Below are 20,756 nucleotides of genomic sequence, written 5' to 3' on the forward strand. Positions count from 1 at the left end.
GTGCCGCCGGGTACGCCGTACGGCCGCGGCTCACCCACCGGAGTGTGAAACGCGATCGACACCGCGGGTTGACGACGATGGTCTTGGCAAGCCCGTCCAGGAGGCTTACGTTCGTCCCTCTACGGCCGTCGTCTACGGGCGTAGAGGCTCTGGCGGTCCCGTCGAAGGAGCAGCTCATGGCCAACGTCGTCCGTGCCGCCCTGGTCCAGGCCACCTGGACCGGCGACACCGAGTCCATGGTGGCGAAACACGAGGAGCACGCCCGTGAGGCGGCCCGGCAGGGCGCGAGGATCATCGGGTTCCAGGAGATGTTCAACGCGCCCTACTTCTGCCAGGTCCAGGAGCCGGAGCACTACCGCTGGGCCGAGCCGGTCCCCGACGGGCCGACCGTCCGGCGCATGCGGGACCTGGCCCGCGAGACGGGCATGGTGATCGTCGTCCCCGTCTTCGAGATCGAGCAGTCCGGCTTCTACTACAACACCGCGGCCGTGATCGACGCGGACGGCTCGTACCTCGGCAAGTACCGCAAGCACCACATCCCCCAGGTCGAGGGCTTCTGGGAGAAGTACTACTTCAAGCCGGGCAACCTGGGCTGGCCCGTCTTCGACACCGCCGTCGGCAAGGTCGGCGTCTACATCTGCTACGACCGGCACTTCCCCGAAGGGTGGCGGCAACTCGGTCTCAACGGAGCCCAGTTGGTCTACAACCCGTCGACGACCCACCGCGGCCTCTCCGCCCATCTGTGGCGGCTGGAGCAGCCCGCGGCCGCCGTCGCCAACGAGTACTTCGTCGCCGCCATCAACCGGGTGGGGGTGGAGGAGTACGGCGACAACGACTTCTACGGGACCTCCTACTTCGTCGACCCGCGCGGACAGTTCGTCGGCGAGCCGGCCGGCGACAAGGACGAGGAACTCCTCGTCCGCGACCTCGACTTCGACCTGGTCGAGCAGGTGCGGCAGACCTGGGCCTTCTACCGCGACCGCCGCCCCGACGCCTACGAGGGGCTGGTGCGGCCGTGAGCGACGACCTGTACGCCCGCCACCGCAGGGTCCTCCCGGACTGGCTCGCCCTCTACTACGACGAACCGCTGGAGATCACCCACGGCGAGGGCCGGCACGTCTGGGACGCGCAGGGCACCCGGTACCTCGACTTCTTCGGCGGCATCCTCACCACGATGACCGCCCACGCGCTGCCCGAGGTGGCGAAGGCGGTCGGTGAGCAGGCCGGGCGGATCGTCCACTCGTCCACGCTCTACCTCAACCGGCCGATGGTGGAACTCGCCGAACGCATCGCCCGGGTGAGCGCCGTCCCCGACGCCCGCGTCTTCTTCACCACCTCCGGCACCGAGGCCAACGACACGGCCCTGCTGCTGGCGACGGCGTACCGGCGCAGCAACACGGTGCTGGCGATGCGCAACAGCTACCACGGCCGCTCCTTCAGCGCGGTCGGCGTCACCGGCAACCGCGGCTGGTCCCCGACCTCCCTGTCCCCCCTCCAGACGCTGTACGTCCACGGCGGCGTGCGCACCCGCGGTCCCTACGCCGCGCTCGACGACCGCGCGTTCATCGCGGCCTGCGTGGACGACCTGAAGGACCTCCTCGGCCACACCCGCCCGCCCGCCGCGCTGATCGCCGAGCCGATCCAGGGCGTCGGCGGCTTCACTTCGCCCCCGGACGGACTCTACGCGGCGTTCCGCGAGGTGCTGCACGAGCGCGGCATCCTCTGGATCGCCGACGAGGTGCAGACCGGCTGGGGCCGCACCGGCGACCACTTCTGGGGCTGGCAGGCACACGGCCGCAACGGCCCGCCGGACATCGTCACCTTCGCCAAGGGCATCGGCAACGGCATGTCCGTCGGCGGTGTCATCGCCCGCGCCGAGATCATGAACTGTCTGGACGCCAACAGCATCTCGACCTTCGGCGGCACCCAGATCACCATGGCGGCCGCCCTCGCCAACCTCGCCCACCTGCTGGAGCACGACCTCCAGGGCAACGCCCGGCGGGTCGGCGGACTGCTCATCGAACGGCTGCGGGCCGTCACGGCGGACGACCCGGGCGTACGGGAGGTGCGCGGGCGCGGACTGATGATCGGCGTCGAGCTCGTCCGGCCCGGCACCGACGACGCCGACCCGGACCGGGCGGCCGCCGTCCTGGAGGCGGCCCGCGCGGACGGCCTGCTGATCGGCAAGGGCGGCGGCCACAGCACCAGCGCCCTGCGCATCGCACCGCCGCTGTCCCTGACCGTCGCCGAGGCCGAGGAGGGCGCCGCGATCCTCGACGGCGCCCTGAGGAGCACGCGGCACTGAGCGGGACACGGCACTGGGAGCAAGCGGCACTGAGCCGGACACGGCACCGAGGAGCACGCACCGAGGAGCACGGCACCGAGGAGCACGGCGCCGAGGAACACGGCGCTGAGGAGCACGTGGCACTGAGGAGCATCGCAACAGCACCACCGCGAGCAAGGGAACAACGCCATGACCAGCACCTGGGAGTACCGGGGGCCCGCGGAGGCCCTGGAACCCGCCCTGTCGGTCCGTCAGGTCCTCGCCCTGGACCGCGTACTGGCCGGCGAGCCCGAGGTCGTGGCCGGCGCCGCCCAGCTCGACCGGCCCGTGCGCTGGGTGCACGTCGCCGAGGCCGCCGACGTCGGCGTGATGCTCAGCGGCGGCGAGATGGTGCTCACCACCGGAGTGCTGCTCGCCGGCGACGAGAACGGACAGGCCGAGTACGTCCGCTCCCTGCACCGCGCGGAGGCCGCCGCCGTCGTCCTGGGCCTCGGACGGGCCTTCCCCGCGCCGCCGGACGTGATGCGGCGCACGGCCGAGCGGTGCGGGCTGCCCATGGTCGTCCTGCACCGGCCGTTCCCGTTCGCCGAACTGACGGAGGAGGTCCAGTCCCGGCTGGTACGGCGGAAGTTCGCCGCCGTCAGCCTCTCCGAGGCCGTACGGACCGCGCTGACCGGGCTCATCACCGCCGGCGCGCCGCTGCAACGCCTGCTCGACGAGGTCGCCCGGCACAGCGGCTGCCCCGTCGTCGTCACCAACCTCGCCCACCGGGTGCTGGCCACCGCGGGGGAGCGGCCGGCCGTCGACGACGTGCTGCGCGACTGGGAACGCATCGCCCGGCAGGCCGGCGGCAGCGAGGGCGACGGCTGGATCCGCGCCGAGCTGGGCGGCCGCGGCGAACGCTGGGGGCAGCTCACCCTGTGCGGCTACCGCGGCCCCGCCGCGGGCGGACGGCTGCTCGCCGACCGGGCCGCCGAGGCCCTCGTCCTGCACCGCATGCTCGGCGGCACCGCCGCCCGCACCTGGGAGGAGCAGTCCGCGCAGGGCCTCTTCACCGACCTGGTCTCCGGTGTCGTACCGGCCCGGCAGCTGCTGCCCCGCGCGCGGGCCGCCGGGCTCCCCGTCAACCGGCGCACCTTCGTCCCGCTGGCCGTCCGCGACGCCGCACCCGCCCGGCTGGACCGCGTCCTGCGGCTGCTGGGACTGCCCGGCCTGGTCGCCGCGCTCACCGGCGGGGCCACCGCCGTCCTGCTCAGCCTCGCCCGCGACCAGGACGCCGAGGCGCTCACCACGCACTTCGCGGCCCGGCTGCGCGCCGAGTCGGACGAGGACCGCACCGTCGTCGCCGCGGCCGCCGCGCGGACCGCCTGGGACGACGTGCCCGCCGGGCTGCGCGAGGCGCAGCACGTCGCGGAGGCCGTCGCCGACGCCCCGGCCGCCCTCGGCCTCCCGCCCGTCGTCCGCCTCAAGGACGTCCGGCTGCGCGGCCTGGTCCGGCTGCTGCGGGACGACCCGCACGTGCAGTCCTTCGCCGAACGCGAGCTGGACGGCCTGCTGTGCGCGGCCGGTGACGACCTGCTCGCCGTCCTGCGCACCTATCTCGCCACCGGCCGCAACAAGTCCCGCACCGCACAGCTCCACCACGTCTCCCGGCCCGCGCTGTACCGCCGGCTGGAGGCGATACAGACCCGGCTCGGGGTCGACCTCGACGACTTCGAGCAGGCCGCGTCCGTGCACATCGCGCTCCTCGCGCACGACGCCCAACAGGGATGACCACGCGCGGCCCGCACGCCCCGCGCAACAGGAGTGAAACATGCGACGACCTGCGAAAACGGCGGTGAAACATGGGCCGGCGACAACGTGACACGGTGGTACGCGCCACCCCCGCGGACGTGACACGGTGCACCTCCGAGCGGCCCCGCGGACTTCCTACGCTCCGGGTGCGGACGACGGCACGGCCGGCGCCCGCCCCAGCACACCGAGCGACCGGAGGTCCCGATGAGCCGAGTGATCCGTGCCGCCCTCTTCCAGACCGCGTGGACCGGCGACAAGGAGTCGATGATCCGGGTGCACGAGCAGGCGGTGCGCGACGCGGCCGCCCAGGGCGCCGGCATCCTGTGCTTCCAGGAACTGTTCTACGGGCCGTACTTCTGCCAGGTCCAGGACCCGGCCTTCTACGAGTACGCCGAGCGCGTCCCCGACGGACCGGTGGTCCGGCGCTTCCAGGCACTCGCCCGGGAACACGGCATCGTCCTCGTGCTGCCGGTGTACGAGGAGGAGCAGCCGGGCGTCCTCTACAACACCGCCGCCGTGATCGACGCGGACGGCTCGTACCTCGGCAAGTACCGCAAGCACCACATCCCGCAGGTCGAGGGCTTCTGGGAGAAGTTCTACTTCCGCCCCGGGAACGCCGGCTGGCCGGTCTTCGACACCGCCGTCGGCAAGGTCGGCGTGTACATCTGCTACGACCGTCACTTCCCGGAGGGCTGGCGCGCCCTCGGCCTGGCCGGTGCCGAGATCGTCTTCAACCCGTCGGCCACCTCGCGCGGCCTGTCCGCCTACCTGTGGCAGCTGGAGCAGCCGGCGGCGGCCGTCGCCAACGAGTACTTCGTCGGCGCGATCAACCGGGTCGGCGTCGAGGAACTCGGCGCCAACGACTTCTACGGGACCTCGTACTTCGTGGACCCGGAGGCCCAGTTCGTCGGCGAGGTGGCGAGCGACAAGGAGACCGAGCTCGTCGTCCGCGACCTCGACCTGGCCAAGCTGCGCGAGGTCCGCGACCGCTGGCAGTTCTACCGCGACCGCCGCACCGACGCGTACTCCCCGCTGACGGCGCCCTGACGGCCCGCCGGCGGACCGCTGCCGCCGTCCTTCACGGCCGGTGGGCCGCTGCCGCCGTCCTTGACGGCCGGTGGGCCGCTGCCGCCGCCTCTCACGGCTTGCGGACCGCTGCCGCCGTCCTTGACGGCCGGTGGGCCGCTGCCGCCGCCTCTCACGGCTTGCGGACCGCTGCCGCCGCCCCTCACGGCCGGTGGACCGCTGCCGCCGCCCCTGAGGCCCGTGGACCGCTGCCCGCGCCCCGTCCGGGGCGCGGGACCGCGCCGGTCCGGGGCCGGGCCGCGGGGGCGCGACCGGCCCCGCACGACCCGCACTGTCCGACCACGACCCAGCGGAGCGTCCACGCATGAGCAGCCGTACCGTCATCCGGGGTGGCCTCGTCGTCACCGCGTCCGACGAGATCCACGCCGACGTCCTGATCGAGGACGGCCGCGTCGCCGCCCTCGCCGCCTCCGGCACCACGGCCGCCGAGGCCTGGACGGCGGAGCGGACCATCGACGCGACCGGGAAGTACGTGATCCCGGGCGGCGTCGACGCCCACACCCACATGGAGCTGCCGTTCGGCGGCACCTTCGCCTCCGACACCTTCGAGACCGGCACCCGGGCCGCCGCCTGGGGCGGCACGACCACGATCATCGACTTCGCGGTGCAGAGCGTCGGCCACACCCTCCGGCAGGGGCTCGACACCTGGCACGCCAAGGCCGAGGGCAACTGCGCCGTCGACTACGGCTTCCACATGATCGTCTCCGATGTGAACCAGGAGACGCTCAAGGAGATGGACCTGCTCGTGGAGGAGGGCGTGACCTCCTTCAAGCAGTTCATGGCCTACCCCGGCGTCTTCTACAGCGACGACGGCCAGATCCTGCGCGCCATGCAGCGCTCCGCCGAGAACGGCGGCCTGATCATGATGCACGCCGAGAACGGCATCGCCATCGACGTCCTCGTCGAGCAGGCGCTGGCGCGCGGCGAGACCGACCCGCGGTACCACGGCGAGGTGCGCAAGGCCCTCCTGGAGGCCGAGGCCACCCATCGCGCCATCCGGCTCGCCCAGGTCGCGGGCGCCCCGCTGTACGTCGTCCACGTCTCGGCGACGGAGGCGGTCGCCGAACTGGCCAGGGCACGGGACGCGGGGCTGAACGTCTTCGGCGAGACCTGCCCGCAGTACCTGTTCCTGTCCACCGACAACCTCGCCGAGCCCGGCTTCGAGGGCGCCAAGTACGTGTGCAGCACACCACTGCGGCCCAGGGAGCACCAGGCGAGCCTGTGGCGGGGGCTGCGGACGAACGACCTCCAGGTGGTGTCGACGGACCACTGCCCGTTCTGCTTCACGGGCCAGAAGGAGCTCGGCCGGGGCGACTTCTCCAAGATCCCCAACGGCCTGCCCGGCGTGGAGAACCGCATGGACCTCCTCCACCAGGCCGTCGTCGACGGGCACATCTCGCGCCGCCGCTGGATCGAGATCGCCTGTGCCACCCCGGCCCGCATGTTCGGCCTGTACCCGCAGAAGGGCACCATCGCCCCGGGCTCGGACGCGGACGTCGTCGTCTACGACCCGCACGCCGAGCAGACCCTCTCCGCCGCGACGCACCACATGAACGTCGACTACTCGGCGTACGAGGGCCGGCGGATCACCGGCCGCGTCGAGACGGTCCTGTCACGGGGCGAACCCGTCATCACCGAGCGGGAGTACACCGGTCGCGCCGGTCACGGCGTCTACCTCCCGCGCTCCACCTGTCAGTACCTCAGTTAGGGAGTGGCGCCATGGACTTCGGACTCGTCCTTCAGACCGACCCGCCGGCCTCGAAGGTCGTCGGCCTCATGAAGCGCGCCGAGCGCAACGGCTTCACCCACGGCTGGACCTTCGACTCCGCGGTGCTCTGGCAGGAGCCGTTCGTCATCTACAGCCAGATCCTGTCGAACACGACGAAACTGAAGGTCGGCCCGATGGTGACGAACCCGGGCACCCGCACCTGGGAGGTCACCGCCTCCACCTTCGCCACCCTCAACGACATGTTCGGCAACCGCACGGTGTGCGGCATCGGCCGCGGCGACTCCGCGATGCGCGTCGCGGGCCGCAAGCCCAACACCCTGGCCCGCATCAGCGAGGCGATGAAGGTCATCCGGGCCCTCGGCCGGGGCGAGGAGGCCGACCTCGGCGGCACGGTCGTCCGCTTCCCGTGGATCAAGCCCGGTGCCGAACTCCCGGTGTGGATGGCGGCGTACGGGCCGAAGGCGCTGAAGATGACGGGGGAGGAGGCGGACGGCTTCATCCTCCAGCTCGCCGACCTGTACCTCACCGAGTACATGGTGAAGGCGGTCAAGGACGCGGCGGCCGCCGCCGGCCGCGACCCCGCCGAGGTGACGATCTGCGTCGCCGCCCCCGCGTACGTCACCGACGACGACTCGCCCGAGGCGCTCGCCCACGCGCGCGAGCAGTGCCGCTGGTTCGGCGGGATGGTCGGCAACCACGTCGCCGACCTGGTCGCCAAGTACGGCGAGCACTCCGCCGCCGTCCCCGACGCACTCACCGACTACATCAAGGCGCGCGAGGGCTACGACTACTCCCACCACGGGCGCAGCGGCAACCCCGACACCCGGTTCGTGCCCGACGAGATCGTCGACCGGTTCTGCGTCGTCGGACCGGTCGAGAAGCACATCGAGAAGCTGAACGCGCTGCGCGAGCTGGGCGTCGACCAGTTCGCCGTCTACGACATGCACGACGCGCAGGAGAAGGTCATCGACGCGTACGGCGCCCGGGTGATCCCGGCCGTCAACGGCTGACCGGCCGCTCCCCGACCGCCCATGGCCGAGCGGCCGCTCGTCCGCTCCCCGGCCGTCAACGGCCGACCGGCCATCGCGTGCCCGCTCCCCCCTCCCCGCCCCACCCCCCCACTCCTGATCTCCCCTCCTCCGCCGTCCCGGGGGAGGGGCCGGAGACCCGCACGGCCTTTCCGGACCCGTCCCTCGTTTGATTGGCCTGCCCATGACCGACACCGCTCCCGCGGACATACCGCCGACCTCGCACATCACCCGCGCCGACGGCCGGGTGGAGATCGCCCCCGGTTCACCGCCGCCCAGCGGCCCCTACGCCAACGAGGACCTGCTGCCGGTCCCCGTCGACCGGCGCACCTGGACCACGTACAACTTCTCCGCGCTCTGGGTCGGCATGGCCCACAACACGGCCTCCTGGACGCTGGCCTCCGGTCTGATCGCCGTCGGCATGGACTGGAAGCAGGCCGTGCTCACCATCGCGCTGGCCAATGTGATCGTGCTGGTCCCGATGCTGCTCACCGGGCACGCGGGACCCAAGTACGGCATCCCCTTCCCGGTCTTCGCACGCGCCTCCTTCGGCGTCCGCGGCGCCAACCTGCCCGCCGTCGTCCGGGCGTTGGTGGCGTGCGGCTGGTTCGGCATCCAGACCTGGATCGGCGGCGAGGCGATCTACTTCCTCGCCGGGAAGCTGATCGGCAACGGCTGGAGCGAGGCCGGGACGATCGGCGGCCGGCCCTGGACCATGTGGCTGTCGTTCGCGGTCTTCTGGGCGATCCAGGTCGCGATCGTCCTCCGGGGCATGGAGACGATCCGCCGCTTCGAGAACTGGGCCGCGCCGTTCGTGCTCGTCGGCGCGTTCGCGATGCTGGTCTGGATGAGCGACAAGGCGGGCGGCTTCGGCCCGCTGCTCGACCAGCCCTCGCGGCTCGGCTGGGGCGGCGACTTCTGGAAACTGTTCTGGCCCTCCCTGATGGGCATGATCGGCTTCTGGTCCACCCTGTCCCTGAACATCCCGGACTTCACCCGCTACGGCCGCAGCCAGAAGGCCCAGACGTGGGGCCAGGCCCTCGGCCTCCCCACGACGATGACGTTGTTCGCGCTGCTGTCCGTGCTGGTCACCTCGGGTTCGCAGGCCGTGTACGGGGAGGCGGTCTGGGACCCGGTCCAGCTGGCCGCCAAGACCGACAACGCGGTGGGTCTGCTCTTCGCCCTGGTGACGGTCCTGGTGGCGACCCTGTCGGTGAACATCGCGGCCAACCTGGTCTCCCCGGCCTTCGACTTCTCCAACATCGCGCCCCGCAGGATCGGTTTCCGGACCGGCGCGCTCGCCACCTGCGTCCTCGGCGTGCTCATCTTCCCGTGGAAGCTCTACTCCGACCCGCAGGGCTACATCTTCACCTGGCTCGGCCTGGTCGGCGGTCTGCTCGGCACGGTCGCCGGCATCCTCATCGCCGACTACTGGATCCTGCGCCGCGCCGACCTGGACCTGACCGACCTGTACCGCGCCGGAGGCCGCTACTGGTACACGGGCGGCTGGAACTGGCGGGCCGTCGTCGCCTTCGTGGCCGGCGGTGTCCTCGCCGTCGGCGGCGCCGGGTTCGAGCCGCTGATCGACGGCCGGCCCATCCCGGCCCTGGAGCCGCTGGCCGACTACGGCTGGGCGGTGGGGCTGGGCACCTCGATGGCGCTGTACCTGGCGCTGACGCTCCTCGCGGGGCGCGGGAGGCGTCCCGTGTGACCGCGCCCGCTTCACCCTCCGGGCGGCGCCGGCGTCACCTTGTCGACCGCGCCGGCGTCGCCCTCCGGGCCGCGGTCAGTCCACCGAGGCCTGCAACGAGGCGACCGCTTCCTTCGCCGCCTTGATCGCGCCCTCGTTGATCTCGTCCGTGCTCGGCGCCTTCTTCGTCTCGAAGTCGCTGCCGTTGTAGGTGATGATCACCAGTGCGTTGGAGACCCGGGCGATCACCACGCCCTCACGGGTCTGCTGCTTGTCCTCGGTGGTGAGGTTGACCACGGAGTAGCCCTCCTCCCCGAGCCCCGGCACCGCCCCGCCGCCGCTCTTCTCCGCGATCCGCTCCTTGTACGACGTCCCGGCCGCGTCGTCCGAGTCCATCAGCTCGAAGGAGACGTCCAGCCAGCGGTAGTCGTAGCCCTTGAGCGCGTTCCAGGAGCAGGTGCGGCGCGCGTCGGTGTCCGTCGAGGGGATCTCCTTGCCCGCCGTCTTGGCGCCCGGCACCAGGGAGGAGACCGTCTTCGTCGCCACGCTCGTGCAGGGCGCGGGCGCGGTGGTGAACGTCTTGGCCACGGCGGTGGAGGAGGGCGCGGACGACGATGACTCGGAGGGGCTTTTCGACGTGTCCGCGGCCGCTTCGTCCTGGGTAGGGGTGAGCGGCCCGGACGACAGCGCCCAGCCCGCGCAGGCGAGCACGGCCACCGGGGTCAGGCGCGCGGTGAGGGCGAGCGGCAGTGGGAGAGAGCGCACGGCGCACTTTCGTGGGGAAGGGTGCGGACGGAGTCCACGATGCGGACAGGGACGCCAGTGTCACACGACTCCCTGTGGGGCGGAAGGGTGAACTCGGTCCGTACCGACGCGGGCACGGGACGGCCGTCCGGACAGGGGCGACGGGGTGCCCGTCCGGGCAGGGCGGGGCGCCCGCACGGGCACGGCGCCGGGCCGCCGGGGTGTGGTGCCGGGCCGGGGGCGTGGTGCCGGCCGGGGGGCGTGGCGGCGGGCCGGGGGGGGTGTGGCGGCGGGTCGTGCGAGGTCGTGGCGGCGGACCGTGCGAGGGCATGGCGGCGGACCTTGCGAGGACAAGACGGCGGACCGTGCGAGGGCATGGCGGCGGGCCGCGCGAGGGCAAGACGGCGTGTCGTGCGAGGTCGTGGCGGCGGGCCGCGCGAGGCATGGCGGCGGGTCGTGCGGGCGTGTGATCATCGGTCGGCCGCCGTCGACCGTGAGGAGCTCCGTGTTCACCACCCGACCCACGCTCCAGGGCACCTTCGGCATGGTGTCCTCCACCCACTGGCTGGCCTCCCAGGCGGCGATGGCCGTCCTGGAGGACGGCGGGAACGCCTACGACGCCGCCGTGGCCGGGGCGTTCGTGCTGCACGTCGTGGAGCCCCACCTCAACGGGCCGGCCGGCGAGGTCCCGATCCTGCTGGCCCCGGCCGGCGGCGAGGTGCGGGTGCTCTGCGGGCAGGGCGTCGCCCCGGCCGGGGCGACCGTCGCCCACTACCGCGGACTCGGCCTGGACCTCGTGCCCGGCACCGGGCCGCTCGCGGCCGCCGTCCCCGGCGCGTTCGACGCCTGGATGCTCCTGCTGCGCGACCACGGCACCAAGCCCCTCCCCGACGTCCTGAAGTACGCCATCGGATACGCCGAGGACGGGCACCCGCCCGTGGAGAACGTGGGCGCGACGGTCGAGACCGTACGGGAGCTGTTCGAGACGGAGTGGACCTCGTCGGCGCGGGTGTACCTCCCGGACGGCACGGCGCCCCGCCCCGGCCGGCTGCTGCGCAATCCCGCCCTCGCCGCCACCTGGCGGCGGCTGCTCGCCGAGACCGCCGGCGCGGGGGACCGGGAGGCGCGGATCGAGGCCGCGCGGGAGGTCTGGCGGACCGGGTTCATCGCCGAGGCGCTGGTCCGCCAGGCCGCCCGGCCCACCCTGGACACCAGCGGCGCCCACCACACCGGCACCCTCACGGCCGCCGACCTCGCCGGCTGGTCCGCCACCTACGAGACGCCCGCCACGTACGACTGGAACGGCTGGACCCTGTGCAAGGCCGGACCCTGGAGCCAGGGCCCGGCCCTCCTCCAGCAGCTCGCCCTGCTCCCGCCCGACCTGCCCGCGTACGGTTCCGCCGACTACGTCCACCTGCTCGTCGAGGGCTGCAAGCTCGCCATGGCCGACCGGGAGGCCTGGTACGGGGACGCGGCCGCGACGCCGCTGGAGGAACTGCTGTCCGCGCGGTACAACGCCGGCCGGCGCCGGCTGATCGGGGAGAGGGCGTCCTACGAGCTGCGGCCGGGCAGCCCCGGGGGACGCGTCCCCCGGCTGAGCGCGCACGCGCACGTGGTGGTCACCGACGAGCCCGGCTTCAGCCCGATGGGCGTCGGCGAGCCGACGGTCGCCAAGGCGCCGACCTCGCCGGTGCCGGGCGAGCCCGACGTGAGCGCCGCGGGGGCCACCCGCGGCGACACCTGCCACCTGGACGTCGTCGACCGCTGGGGCAACATGGTCGCGGCCACCCCCAGCGGCGGCTGGCTCCAGTCCAACCCGGTCGTGCCCGAGCTGGGCTTCCCGCTGGGCACCCGGCTCCAGATGACCTGGCTGGAGGAGGGCCTGCCGAACTCGCTCACCCCCGGCCGCCGGCCCCGCACCACCCTGACCCCGTCGATCGCGCTGCGCGACGGCGTCCCGGTCCTCGCCTTCGGCACACCCGGCGGCGACCAGCAGGACCAGTGGCAGCTGCACTTCTTCCTGGCCGTCGCCCTCCGCCCGCCCGTGCGCGGCGGACTCGACCTCCAGGGCGCCGTCGACGCCCCGAACTGGCACACCGACGCCTTCCCCGGCTCCTTCTACCCGCGCGGCATGCGGCCGGGCAGCGTGACCGTCGAGGCGCGCGTGCCGGGCGGCGTCGTCGAGGAGCTGCGGCGGCGCGGCCACGACGTGACCGTCGGCGACCCCTGGTCCGAGGGACGGCTGTGCGCCGTCGCCCGCGACCCGGCCACCGGAATCCTGTCGGCGGCGGCCAACCCGCGCGGGATGCAGGGGTACGCGGTGGGGCGGTGAGTGCGCGGGGCGCGGGGCGCGGGGAGCCGGGGTGGGTGGCGGGGCGGTGAGTGTGCGGGCGCGGGGGTGCGTTGTGGGGCGGTGAGTGTGCGGGGAGCGCGGGGCGCGGGGGTGCGCGGTCGTGCGCCGGCGGGGGCGGGAGCGGCCGTCGGCGGGCGCCCCCGCTGTTCATCCCCGTTCCACCCGCCGTGCACGGCGCGGGCGGGCGATGTCAGGGCGGCGTGCTCTCATGGAGACATGATCGACGACAAGGAAACCATCGACGAGTTTCTCGCCCGCCACTCGGCCGACGTGGAGGAGGCGGTCCGCAAGGCCGCCGCGACCGAGATCATGCCCCGCTTCCGGCAGCTCGCCACGCACGAGGTCGACCAGAAGAGCGGCCCCCACGACCTGGTCACGGACGCCGACCGCAACGCCGAGCGGTACCTCACCGAGGTGCTCGCCGCCCTGCTGCCCGGCTCGGTCGTCGTCGGCGAGGAGGCGGTGCACGCCAACCCCGTGACGTACGAGGCGCTCCACGGTGACGCCCCGGTCTGGATCGTCGACCCGGTCGACGGCACCCGGCAGTTCGTGCACGGCGAGGACGGCTTCTGCACGCTGGTCGCGCTCGCCCGGCACGGCGTCGTGCTCGCCTCGTGGACGTACGCCGCGGCCCGCGACCGGCTCGCCACGGCCGTGCGCGGCGCGGGCGCCTTCCTGGACGGCGAGCGGCTGTTCGCCGGGCCCCCGGCCGCCGGACGCGACCTGACGGTCGCCACCTCCCACCCCGACTTCACCACCGACGAGCAGAAGCACGCCCTGCTCGGCCTGCGGACGGCCGGCGTCGCGCCCCGCCCCTGCGGATCGGCGGGCCTGGAGTACCTGGCCGTCGCCCGGGGCGAGCTGGACGCCACGGCGTTCTCCTGGGAAGCGGCCTGGGACCACGCGGCCGGCCTCCTCCTGGTCGAGGAGGCGGGCGGCGCCCACCTCACCCTCACCGGCGAACCGTTCCGGATCACCGGCGGCAACAGCCTGCCGTTCACGGCGGCCCGGGACGCGGCGACGGCACGACGGGTCACGGCCCTGCTGTCGGGGACGGAGACGGGGACGGGGACGGGGACACGGTCCTGACGGTGCCGGACCTCCGGGTCCGCGGGCCCGGAGGTCCCTGGGCCTCGGGTCCCTTCGGGTCCGTGGGTGTGCGGGCTGCGGGCCCCCTTGGGTCCGTGGGTCCCTGGGCCTCGGGTCCCTTCGGGGCCTTGGGGGTCCGGGCCGCGGGCCCCTTGGGTCCACGGGGCTGCTGCCCTCGGGTCGCCTCGGGTCCGCGGGTGCCCGGGCCCTCAGCCCCCTGGGGCCCCGGGAGCAGCGCGGCCCGGGCTGCCGGGCATCAACGGCGGGCTGGTCGGGCCGGTTGGGCTGGTCGGGCCGGGTGGATCGGACGGACCGGACGGACCGGACGGACCGGACGGGCCGGGTGGACCGGACGGGCCGGGTGGACCGGACGGGCCGGGTGGACCGCGCGGGCCGGGTGGACCGGGCGCCCGGATGAGCCCCCGGTGGCCCGAACCCCCAGGCGCCGCAGGCGCTGTCGTACCCCCGGCATATCCTGGCCCCGGAGGCCACCGGCTGACGAAGGGGTCCGAAGTGCCGATGCTTGACGTGGCAGTGGTGGGGGCGGGGCCGAACGGCCTGACCGCCGCCGTGGAGCTGGCCCGGCGAGGCTTCTCCGTCGCCCTCTTCGAGGCCCGGGACACCGTCGGCGGGGGAGCCCGCACCGAGGAGCTCACCCTCCCAGGGTTCCGCCACGACCCGTGCTCCGCCGCGCACCCCCTCGGCATCAACTCGCCCGCCTTCCGCGCCCTGCCCCTGGAACGCTACGGCCTGGAGTGGCTCCACTCCGACCTGGCGATGGCGCACCCCTTCCCCGACGGCACGGCCGCCGTGCTGTCCCGCTCGGTCTCCGAGACGGCGGCCTCCTTCGGACCGCGCGACGCGGGCGCCTACCGCAGGCTCGTGGAGCCGTTCCTGGCGCGGTGGGACACGCTCGTCCAGGACTTCATGTCCCTGCCGCTGACCGCGCTGCCCCGCGATCCGGTGACCCTCGCCCGGTTCGGGCTGGCCGGCCTGCCCCCGTCCACCTGGCTGACCCGCCGCTTCCGCGACGAACCCGCCAAGACGCTCTTCGCCGGTCTCGTCGCCCACATCATGGCCCCCCTGGGCGGCTTCGCCACCGGCGCCGTCGGCCTGGTCTTCGCCCTCGCCGGGCACGCCCGCGGCTGGCCGGTGCCCCGCGGCGGCTCCCAGGCCATCTCCGACGCCCTCGCCGGCCACCTGAAGGACCTCGGCGGCGCCCTCCACACCGACTACGAGGTCAAGCGGCTCGACGACCTCCCCCCGGCCCGCGCCTACGTCTTCGACACCTCGCCCACCGCCCTCGCCCGCATCGCCGGCCTCGGCCGCTTCTACGACGGCTACCGGTACGGCCCCGGCGTTTTCAAGATCGACTACGCGCTGGACGGACCCGTCCCCTGGACCGCGCCGCAGGCGCGCGCCGCCACCACGGTCCAGATCGGCGCGGACAGCGCGGAGATCGGCGCCGCCCTGCGCGCCGCCTCCAGGGAGGGACGCGCACCGGAGCGCCCCTTCATGATCACGGTGCAGCCCGGTGTCGTCGACCCCACCCGTGCCCCGGCCGGCAAGCAGGTCTTCTGGGCCTACGCCCACGTCCCCAACGGCTGGACCGGTGACCTCACCGACGTCATGGAACGCCAACTGGAGCGGTTCGCCCCGGGCTTCCGCGACCTCGTCCTCGCCCGCGCGATCGCCGGCCCCGCCGAACTCGCCGCCCGCAACGCCAACTACGTCGGCGGGGACATCGGCTCCGGCGCCGCCTCGGGCCTCCAGCTCCTGCTGCGCCCCCGGCCGTCCCTGTTCCCCTACTCCACGCCCCACCCGGCCGTGTTCATCTGCTCCTCGGCCACCCCGCCCGGCCCGGGCGTCCACGGCATGTCCGGCCACAACGCGGCGAAGGCCGTCTGGCGGCGGCTGCGCCGACAGGCGTAGCGTCCGGTCCCCCGGCGCCGCGCACCGACAGAGAGGCAGCCCGGCATGACCACGATCACGCTCGTCCAGGGCGACATCACCGCCCAGTCCGTGGACGCCATCGTCAACGCCGCGAACTCCTCGCTGCTCGGCGGCAGCGGGGTCGACGGCGCCATCCACCGGCGCGGCGGCCCCGCGATCCTCGAGGAGTGCCGCACGCTCCGCGCCTCCTCGTACGGCAGGGGCCTGCCCACCGGCCAGGCGGTCGCCACCACCGCCGGGGCGCTGGACGCGCGCTGGGTCATCCACACCGTCGGCCCGGTGTACGAGGCCGACGGCGGCGAACCCTCGCTGCTCGCCTCCTGCCACCGGGAGTCGCTTCGCGTGGCGGACGAACTGGGTGCGCGGACGGTCGCCTTCCCGGCCATCTCCACCGGCGTCTACGGCTGGCCGATGGAGGACGCCGCCCGCATCGCGGTCACGACCGTGCGCGCGACGGAGACGGCGGTCGAGGAGGTCAGGTTCGTCCTCTTCGACGAGCGGGCGTACGAGGCGTTCGCCGCGCAGCTCGGCTGAGCCGCCCGCGTGCCGGGGGGCTCGGTTGTCCCGCCGGAAGGCCGCCGGACATCGGTCCCGGCGGAACGGCGCGCACGCGTCACGTCCCGCCGGGACGGGCCTCAGGTCTGCGAGATCACGTTGAGCTGCCACTTCTGGTAGCCGCCGCCGTTGCAGGCCAGCGTGTAGGCCTCGTACGACCAGTTGCTGTCGAGGCAGAGGCCGGGCTCGACGGCGCTGCGCCGGGTGTCACCGTCCTTGACCCACTCGTCGCCGGGCACCTGGCCGCACCAGTCCGACGATTCCGTGAAGGCGTCACCTCCGCCCCACACGGCCCCCAGGCACCGGCCGGTGGCGACCTGGCGGATGGTGTTCGCGTACGTACCGGTGTAGGTGAACACCCACTGCTGGTACGGGTTGCTCTTGGTGGGGTCGCAGACCGACATGTACACGGAGCCGGCGGCGTTGCCGTCGAGGCACAGCCCGGTCTGCTTGTTCTGGTAGGTGCCCGTCACGGTGGTGTCGGCGGCGTGGGCCGGCGTGGCGGGCACGGCGAGGGCCAGCGCGCCGAGCAGGGCGGCCGCACCGGCCAGTCCGGCGCGGCCGCCGGCTCCGGCCGGCTTCCTGGCTGGCTTGGACAGTTTCATCTCGTACTCTCCGAAGAGTGCCGGCCGGGCGGGTGCGACCCCGCTCCGGCATGATCATTGCGTAGACGGCTACGAGGAGATCGGCGACTCGGTTCGGTGGACGCTTCCGCCGCTTCCGCCGCTTCGCCGGGCACCGCCGCCGTCAGGGCCGTCGGTGCCGTCGGTGCGGCGGTGTCAGGCGTGGATCCCCCGGTCCCGCAGCGCGTTCCCCAGGGCCCGCACGGCGTAGTACGTGCGGGATTTCACGGTGCCCTGGGCGATCCCGAGGACCTCGGACGTCTCGGCGACGCTGTGGCCCAGGAAGTACATGTGATGGAGGATCTGCCGCTGCTGGGCGGTCAGGTCGTGCAGCGCGTCCGTGACGACGTGCCGGGTCAGGACCCGCTCGGCCCCGTCGCCGACGGGGATGACGACATGGTCGAGGGGACAGGCGGTGACCGGCCGGACGAGGCTCGCCCGGCGTTCGTCGATCACCAGGTTCCGGACGACGGTGAACAGCCACGGGCGCAGGCCCCCGTCCTGCCGGCCGAGCACCCCGATGTGCCGCCAGGCCCGGACCGCGGCCTCCTGGAGTATGTCCTCGGCCCGGTCCCGGTCGCCGCCCAGCAGACGTGCCGCGAAGCGCGTGAGCACGCCGCCGTACTCCTCGTAGATCATGCGGACGAAGGGTTCGCAGTCCGTTCCGGCGGGGTCGGCAAGGTCGGCGGGTTCGGCGGGTTCGGCGGGCGTCCGGCCCCGTTGGTGCCTTGGAGCGGGGGCGACGGAGACGGGGCCGTCCTGCCGGACATCCGTGGCTTGCCTCATGGCGCTGTGACTCCCCGTTCTCCGCTGTGCTCTACGCGCGTCCGACCCGCCCGTCGCCGGCCGGCGGGGGCGTCGTCAGTGTCGGGGCGGCGCCTTGGCCGGTTCTTGCCGACGCCTTGCCGCGGGACGGTGAACCGACGCGGGCGGTGGCTCGTGGTGACAGTGCCGGGTGCCGCTCCCGGGCCTGGTGCAGGCCGACGGCAGCCGGAGGAAAGGATGATCGTGCGCAAGTCGAGTCCCGTCCTGGCGGCTGTCGCCGCCCTGGGCGCTCTCACGGCGGCCGTGCCGGCCGCCCACGCCGTGGACTTCCCCTCCCAGGCCCACACGTTCAGGAACCTCAGCACCGGCACGTGCATGGGGGAGTCCGGCAAGCAGCTCCGTCTGTACGACTGCTACGGCACCGACCCGATCACCTGGCAGATCCGCGAGACGGCCAGCGGCGACATGTTCAGGAACACCGCCAGCACCTCCTGTCTGGACACCGACGGCACCAATGTCTACCTCTCCGACTGCAACACCTCGGACCTCGGGCAGCGGTGGTACATCCGCGACTGCGGCGCCAGCGTCTTCAGCAGGCTGGCCGAGGAACGCGGTCTCGGCAGCTACCTGACCGGCTGGAACGCCGGCACGGTCTCCGTCACCGGCTACACGGGCAACAAGTCCTCCTGGCACACCAGCGGCTGGACCTGCGAACAGGGCTGAGCGGCACGGGACACGGCCCGGCGGCCCGGCGCGACCGCCCGCCGGGCCGGCCGGCGTCATGCCCCGAACGAGCACAAGTGAGCGCGGAATGAGCAGGGTTCGGTCTGTCGACCGGACACCCGCGTGCGTGAGGGTGGCACCGAAGCTAGAGAGGTGCCTCCGTGGAATTTCGGTTGCTGGGCCCTCTGGAAGTGCAGCGAGGCGCAGAGGTGCTCGACCTGGGGCCGCCCAAACGGCGTGCCCTGCTCCTGCGGCTGCTTCTGGAGAACGGCCACACCGTTGGTGTCGAACGACTCTGTGACGATCTGTGGGACGGCCGCCCACCCGCCGGTGCCGTGTCCTCGGTGCACGCGCACGTCAGCCGGCTGCGTGCCGTGCTCGAGCCCGGCCGGGCGCGCCGGGAGCCGGCCGCGGTGCTCCGCAGCGTCCCCACCGGTTACGCCCTGCGCCTGCCTCCCGAGGCGCTGGACTCGGTGCGGTTCGAGCGGGCCGTGCAGCACGCGCACGCGCTCGCGGCCGGTGGCCGCGCCGGCGAGGCCCTCCGGGAGACCGAGGGGGCGCTCGGGCTGTGGCGGGGCGCCCCGTTCGTGGACGCCTCCCGCCACCGGTTCGCCGAGGGGGAGGCCGGCCGGCTCGAAGGGCTGAAGCTGTCCGCCGAGGAGCTGCGCACCACCTTGCTGCTCCAGGAGGGCCGGACCGCTCAGGCGATCATCGCCGCGGAGCGGCTCATCGAACGCGATCCCCTGCGGGAGGCGTCGTGGGCCGTGCTCATGCGGGCGCTGTACCTCGCGGGGCGGCACGCGGAGGCACTGCGACGGTACGAGACCGTACGCGCCCTCCTCGCCCGCGACCTCGGCCTCGAACCGGGGCCCGCGTTGCGCGAGACCCAGCTGGCCGTACTCCGGCACGACACGACGAGGCTACGGCCCCCGCCCCGGCCCGGCGCGCCCGCGCCGCTCGACGCACCCACGGCCCCCGCCGTGCCAACGGCGCCGGGTGTGCCCACGCCCCCCTCCGCGCCCGCGGTGCTCGCCGTGCCCACGGCGTTGTCGGCCGGTACCCGGTGGCCGTTGCCGGGGAGGGAGCGGGACCTGGACCGGCTGTGCGGGATGCTGCGGGACGCCGCTGCCGGGCGGACCGGGTGGGCGGTGGTCTCCGGGGAGCCGGGGGCCGGCAAGACCCGGGTCGCCGAGGAACTGGCCCGGCGGGCGGCCGGCACCGGGTACGAGGTCCGGTGGACGCGGTGCGCGGGGGAAGGCCACTTGCAGGCGGGCCTGCCGGCCGTCGGACTGCGCCCGCTCACCGGGGCGACGGAGCCGACGGCCGAGGACGCTGCGCCACCCGCGCCCACGCTGTGCATCGTCGACGACGTCCATCTGGCGTCCGCCGGGACACGGACCCTCCTGTCCTTCGCCGCGCGGACCCTGCGCGACGCCCCGCTGCTCGTCCTGTGCACCGTGGCGGACGAACCCGGCCCCGCCACCGAGCGGCTCCTGGCGGAGTTGGCGGGACGCGATGCCGAGCGGATACGGCTCGCCCCGCTGACGGAGGCCGCCGTACGGCACGTCCTCCTCGCCACCGCGGACGACGCAACCGTGGCGGAGGACAGGGCACGGGAGTTCCTCGGCCTGAGCGGCGGGAACCCCTTCCTGCTCACCCAGGTGCTGAAGCAGGCCGCGGACCCCCGGGTCGCCCAGGCGGGGGGACGGGTCCCCGTGCCGCCGGCCGTGCAGAGCGTGGTCCGGGTCCGGCTCGCCGAGCTGTCACCCGCCGCCCGCCGGGTCGTCGACACCGCGGCCGTGCTCGGTGACCGGCCCGACATGGGGCTCGTCGCCCGGCTCACCGGGCTGCCCGCCGGCCAGGTGCTCGAACTGGCGGACCAGGCCGTCACGGCGCGCCTGCTGGCGTGGAGCGAGGAGTGGAGCGAGGAACTGCCGCCGCACGAGACGGGCGGCTACCGCTTTCCCGCCGGGGTGCTGCTGCGCGGCGTACTCGCCGACCTCGGACCGGCCCGCCGTCAGGCGCTGCGCGCCGAAGCCGCCCGCCTCCTCGCGGCGCGGACGGTCCGGAACGACACGAACGGCCCGGCCGTCACGCCTGTCGCGGCCACCACAGCCGGCCCGGTCCGTGCGGTGCCGACCGGGCCGGCCCCGCCCAGGCCGGCGGCGACACCGGGAAGGTCCAGGCGGCCGTTGTCCTGTACGGCGGGACGGAGAGCGGCCCGCGGCAGGTGACACGGCCCGGTGACACGGCCTGGGGAGTCGGCCGCCGCGGCTCCGGCGGCCGGGCCGGCTGACCCCCGACCCACCGCACACCCGCGAGCCCGCCCCTGACGCATCG

At 73.9% G+C, this 20,756-nt stretch carries 16 protein-coding genes; 13 read left to right on the forward strand and 3 right to left on the reverse strand.

Going from position 1 to position 20,756, the window contains the following annotated elements; all coding sequences use genetic code 11:
* Positions 1–176 precede the first annotated feature (176 nt).
* From ACZ3KJ_RS23965 to ACZ3KJ_RS23995, 7 genes are all read left to right on the forward strand, one after another.
* Positions 177–1,019 carry a nitrilase-related carbon-nitrogen hydrolase gene (locus ACZ3KJ_RS23965; RefSeq protein WP_467529858.1) on the forward strand — a complete coding sequence of 281 codons (843 nt, stop codon included), beginning with the start codon at positions 177–179 and terminating at the stop codon, positions 1,017–1,019.
* On the forward strand, positions 1,016–2,305 hold the full coding sequence (locus ACZ3KJ_RS23970; protein ID WP_467529859.1) for an aspartate aminotransferase family protein: 1,290 nt from the start codon (positions 1,016–1,018) through the stop codon (positions 2,303–2,305). Before ACZ3KJ_RS23965 ends, ACZ3KJ_RS23970 begins: the two co-directional genes overlap by 4 nt.
* Positions 2,306–2,473: 168 nt before the next feature.
* Positions 2,474–4,057, forward strand: a complete 1,584-nt coding sequence (locus tag ACZ3KJ_RS23975) for a PucR family transcriptional regulator (protein ID WP_467529861.1) — start codon at positions 2,474–2,476, stop codon at positions 4,055–4,057.
* 225 nt (positions 4,058–4,282) lie between these two features.
* The gene (locus tag ACZ3KJ_RS23980) at positions 4,283–5,125 is read left to right on the forward strand and encodes a nitrilase-related carbon-nitrogen hydrolase (protein WP_467529863.1); all 843 of its coding nucleotides are present in this window, start codon (positions 4,283–4,285) and stop codon (positions 5,123–5,125) included.
* A 343-nt stretch (positions 5,126–5,468) separates the two neighbouring features.
* A complete protein-coding gene (gene hydA / locus ACZ3KJ_RS23985) occupies positions 5,469–6,872 on the forward strand; it encodes a dihydropyrimidinase (RefSeq protein ID WP_467529865.1) in 1,404 nt (467 codons plus the stop codon).
* A gap of 11 nt (positions 6,873–6,883) precedes the next feature.
* Positions 6,884–7,903: a TIGR03842 family LLM class F420-dependent oxidoreductase gene (locus tag ACZ3KJ_RS23990; protein WP_467529867.1), complete on the forward strand. Its 1,020-nt coding sequence runs from the start codon at positions 6,884–6,886 to the stop codon at positions 7,901–7,903.
* Between the two features lie 202 nt (positions 7,904–8,105).
* Complete coding sequence (locus tag ACZ3KJ_RS23995) at positions 8,106–9,632, forward strand: NCS1 family nucleobase:cation symporter-1 (protein ID WP_467529868.1); 1,527 nt, start codon at positions 8,106–8,108, stop codon at positions 9,630–9,632.
* A gap of 75 nt (positions 9,633–9,707) precedes the next feature.
* On the opposite strand, the gene ACZ3KJ_RS24000 is transcribed toward ACZ3KJ_RS23995, so the two are convergent.
* Positions 9,708–10,376 carry a hypothetical protein gene (locus ACZ3KJ_RS24000; protein WP_467529870.1) on the reverse strand — a complete coding sequence of 223 codons (669 nt, stop codon included), beginning with the start codon at positions 10,374–10,376 and terminating at the stop codon, positions 9,708–9,710.
* A 484-nt stretch (positions 10,377–10,860) separates the two neighbouring features.
* Here ACZ3KJ_RS24000 and ACZ3KJ_RS24005 point away from each other — a divergent pair, with 484 nt between their 5' ends.
* The 4 genes from ACZ3KJ_RS24005 to ACZ3KJ_RS24020 all read left to right on the forward strand — a co-directional run bounded on the left by ACZ3KJ_RS24005 (position 10,861) and on the right by ACZ3KJ_RS24020 (position 16,284).
* A complete protein-coding gene (locus tag ACZ3KJ_RS24005) occupies positions 10,861–12,687 on the forward strand; it encodes a gamma-glutamyltransferase family protein (protein WP_467529871.1) in 1,827 nt (608 codons plus the stop codon).
* Between the two features lie 237 nt (positions 12,688–12,924).
* Positions 12,925–13,797: an inositol monophosphatase family protein gene (locus ACZ3KJ_RS24010; RefSeq protein WP_467529873.1), complete on the forward strand. Its 873-nt coding sequence runs from the start codon at positions 12,925–12,927 to the stop codon at positions 13,795–13,797.
* 519 nt (positions 13,798–14,316) lie between these two features.
* Positions 14,317–15,729, forward strand: a complete 1,413-nt coding sequence (locus tag ACZ3KJ_RS24015) for a phytoene desaturase family protein (RefSeq protein WP_467529875.1) — start codon at positions 14,317–14,319, stop codon at positions 15,727–15,729.
* 45 nt (positions 15,730–15,774) lie between these two features.
* Entirely contained in the window at positions 15,775–16,284 is a 510-nt protein-coding gene (locus ACZ3KJ_RS24020; protein WP_467529877.1) for an O-acetyl-ADP-ribose deacetylase, read from the forward strand.
* A gap of 101 nt (positions 16,285–16,385) precedes the next feature.
* On the opposite strand, the gene ACZ3KJ_RS24025 is transcribed toward ACZ3KJ_RS24020, so the two are convergent.
* Together ACZ3KJ_RS24025 and ACZ3KJ_RS24030 are read right to left on the reverse strand one after the other, a co-directional pair.
* Positions 16,386–16,910 (reverse strand): RICIN domain-containing protein, encoded by a 525-nt coding sequence (locus ACZ3KJ_RS24025; protein ID WP_467529879.1) that lies wholly within the window; start codon positions 16,908–16,910, stop codon positions 16,386–16,388.
* Between the two features lie 174 nt (positions 16,911–17,084).
* Positions 17,085–17,714, reverse strand: a complete 630-nt coding sequence (locus ACZ3KJ_RS24030) for a sigma-70 family RNA polymerase sigma factor (RefSeq protein WP_467529881.1) — start codon at positions 17,712–17,714, stop codon at positions 17,085–17,087.
* Between the two features lie 222 nt (positions 17,715–17,936).
* On the opposite strand from ACZ3KJ_RS24030, the gene ACZ3KJ_RS24035 reads away from it, so the two are divergent.
* A complete protein-coding gene (locus ACZ3KJ_RS24035; protein WP_467529883.1) occupies positions 17,937–18,416 on the forward strand; it encodes an RICIN domain-containing protein in 480 nt (159 codons plus the stop codon).
* Between the two features lie 191 nt (positions 18,417–18,607).
* Complete coding sequence (locus tag ACZ3KJ_RS24040) at positions 18,608–20,650, forward strand: BTAD domain-containing putative transcriptional regulator (protein ID WP_467529885.1); 2,043 nt, start codon at positions 18,608–18,610, stop codon at positions 20,648–20,650.
* Positions 20,651–20,756: the final 106 nt, after the last annotated feature.

The organism is Streptomyces sp. NPDC003248, from assembly GCF_055563235.1.

What these genes read in the sequence shown, in the direction of transcription:
- ACZ3KJ_RS24020 (WP_467529877.1), top strand. Translation starts at nt 15,775, where the DNA reads ATGACCACGATCACGCTCGTCCAGGGCGACATCACCGCCCAGTCCGTG.
- ACZ3KJ_RS23975 (WP_467529861.1), top strand. Translation starts at nt 2,474, where the DNA reads ATGACCAGCACCTGGGAGTACCGGGGGCCCGCGGAGGCCCTGGAACCC.
- ACZ3KJ_RS23990 (WP_467529867.1), top strand. Translation starts at nt 6,884, where the DNA reads ATGGACTTCGGACTCGTCCTTCAGACCGACCCGCCGGCCTCGAAGGTC.
- ACZ3KJ_RS23980 (WP_467529863.1), top strand. Translation starts at nt 4,283, where the DNA reads ATGAGCCGAGTGATCCGTGCCGCCCTCTTCCAGACCGCGTGGACCGGC.
- ACZ3KJ_RS24030 (WP_467529881.1), bottom strand. Translation starts at nt 17,714, where the DNA reads ATGAGGCAAGCCACGGATGTCCGGCAGGACGGCCCCGTCTCCGTCGCC.
- ACZ3KJ_RS23995 (WP_467529868.1), top strand. Translation starts at nt 8,106, where the DNA reads ATGACCGACACCGCTCCCGCGGACATACCGCCGACCTCGCACATCACC.
- ACZ3KJ_RS23965 (WP_467529858.1), top strand. Translation starts at nt 177, where the DNA reads ATGGCCAACGTCGTCCGTGCCGCCCTGGTCCAGGCCACCTGGACCGGC.
- ACZ3KJ_RS24010 (WP_467529873.1), top strand. Translation starts at nt 12,925, where the DNA reads ATGATCGACGACAAGGAAACCATCGACGAGTTTCTCGCCCGCCACTCG.
- hydA (WP_467529865.1), top strand. Translation starts at nt 5,469, where the DNA reads ATGAGCAGCCGTACCGTCATCCGGGGTGGCCTCGTCGTCACCGCGTCC.
- ACZ3KJ_RS24025 (WP_467529879.1), bottom strand. Translation starts at nt 16,910, where the DNA reads ATGAAACTGTCCAAGCCAGCCAGGAAGCCGGCCGGAGCCGGCGGCCGC.
- ACZ3KJ_RS24015 (WP_467529875.1), top strand. Translation starts at nt 14,317, where the DNA reads ATGCTTGACGTGGCAGTGGTGGGGGCGGGGCCGAACGGCCTGACCGCC.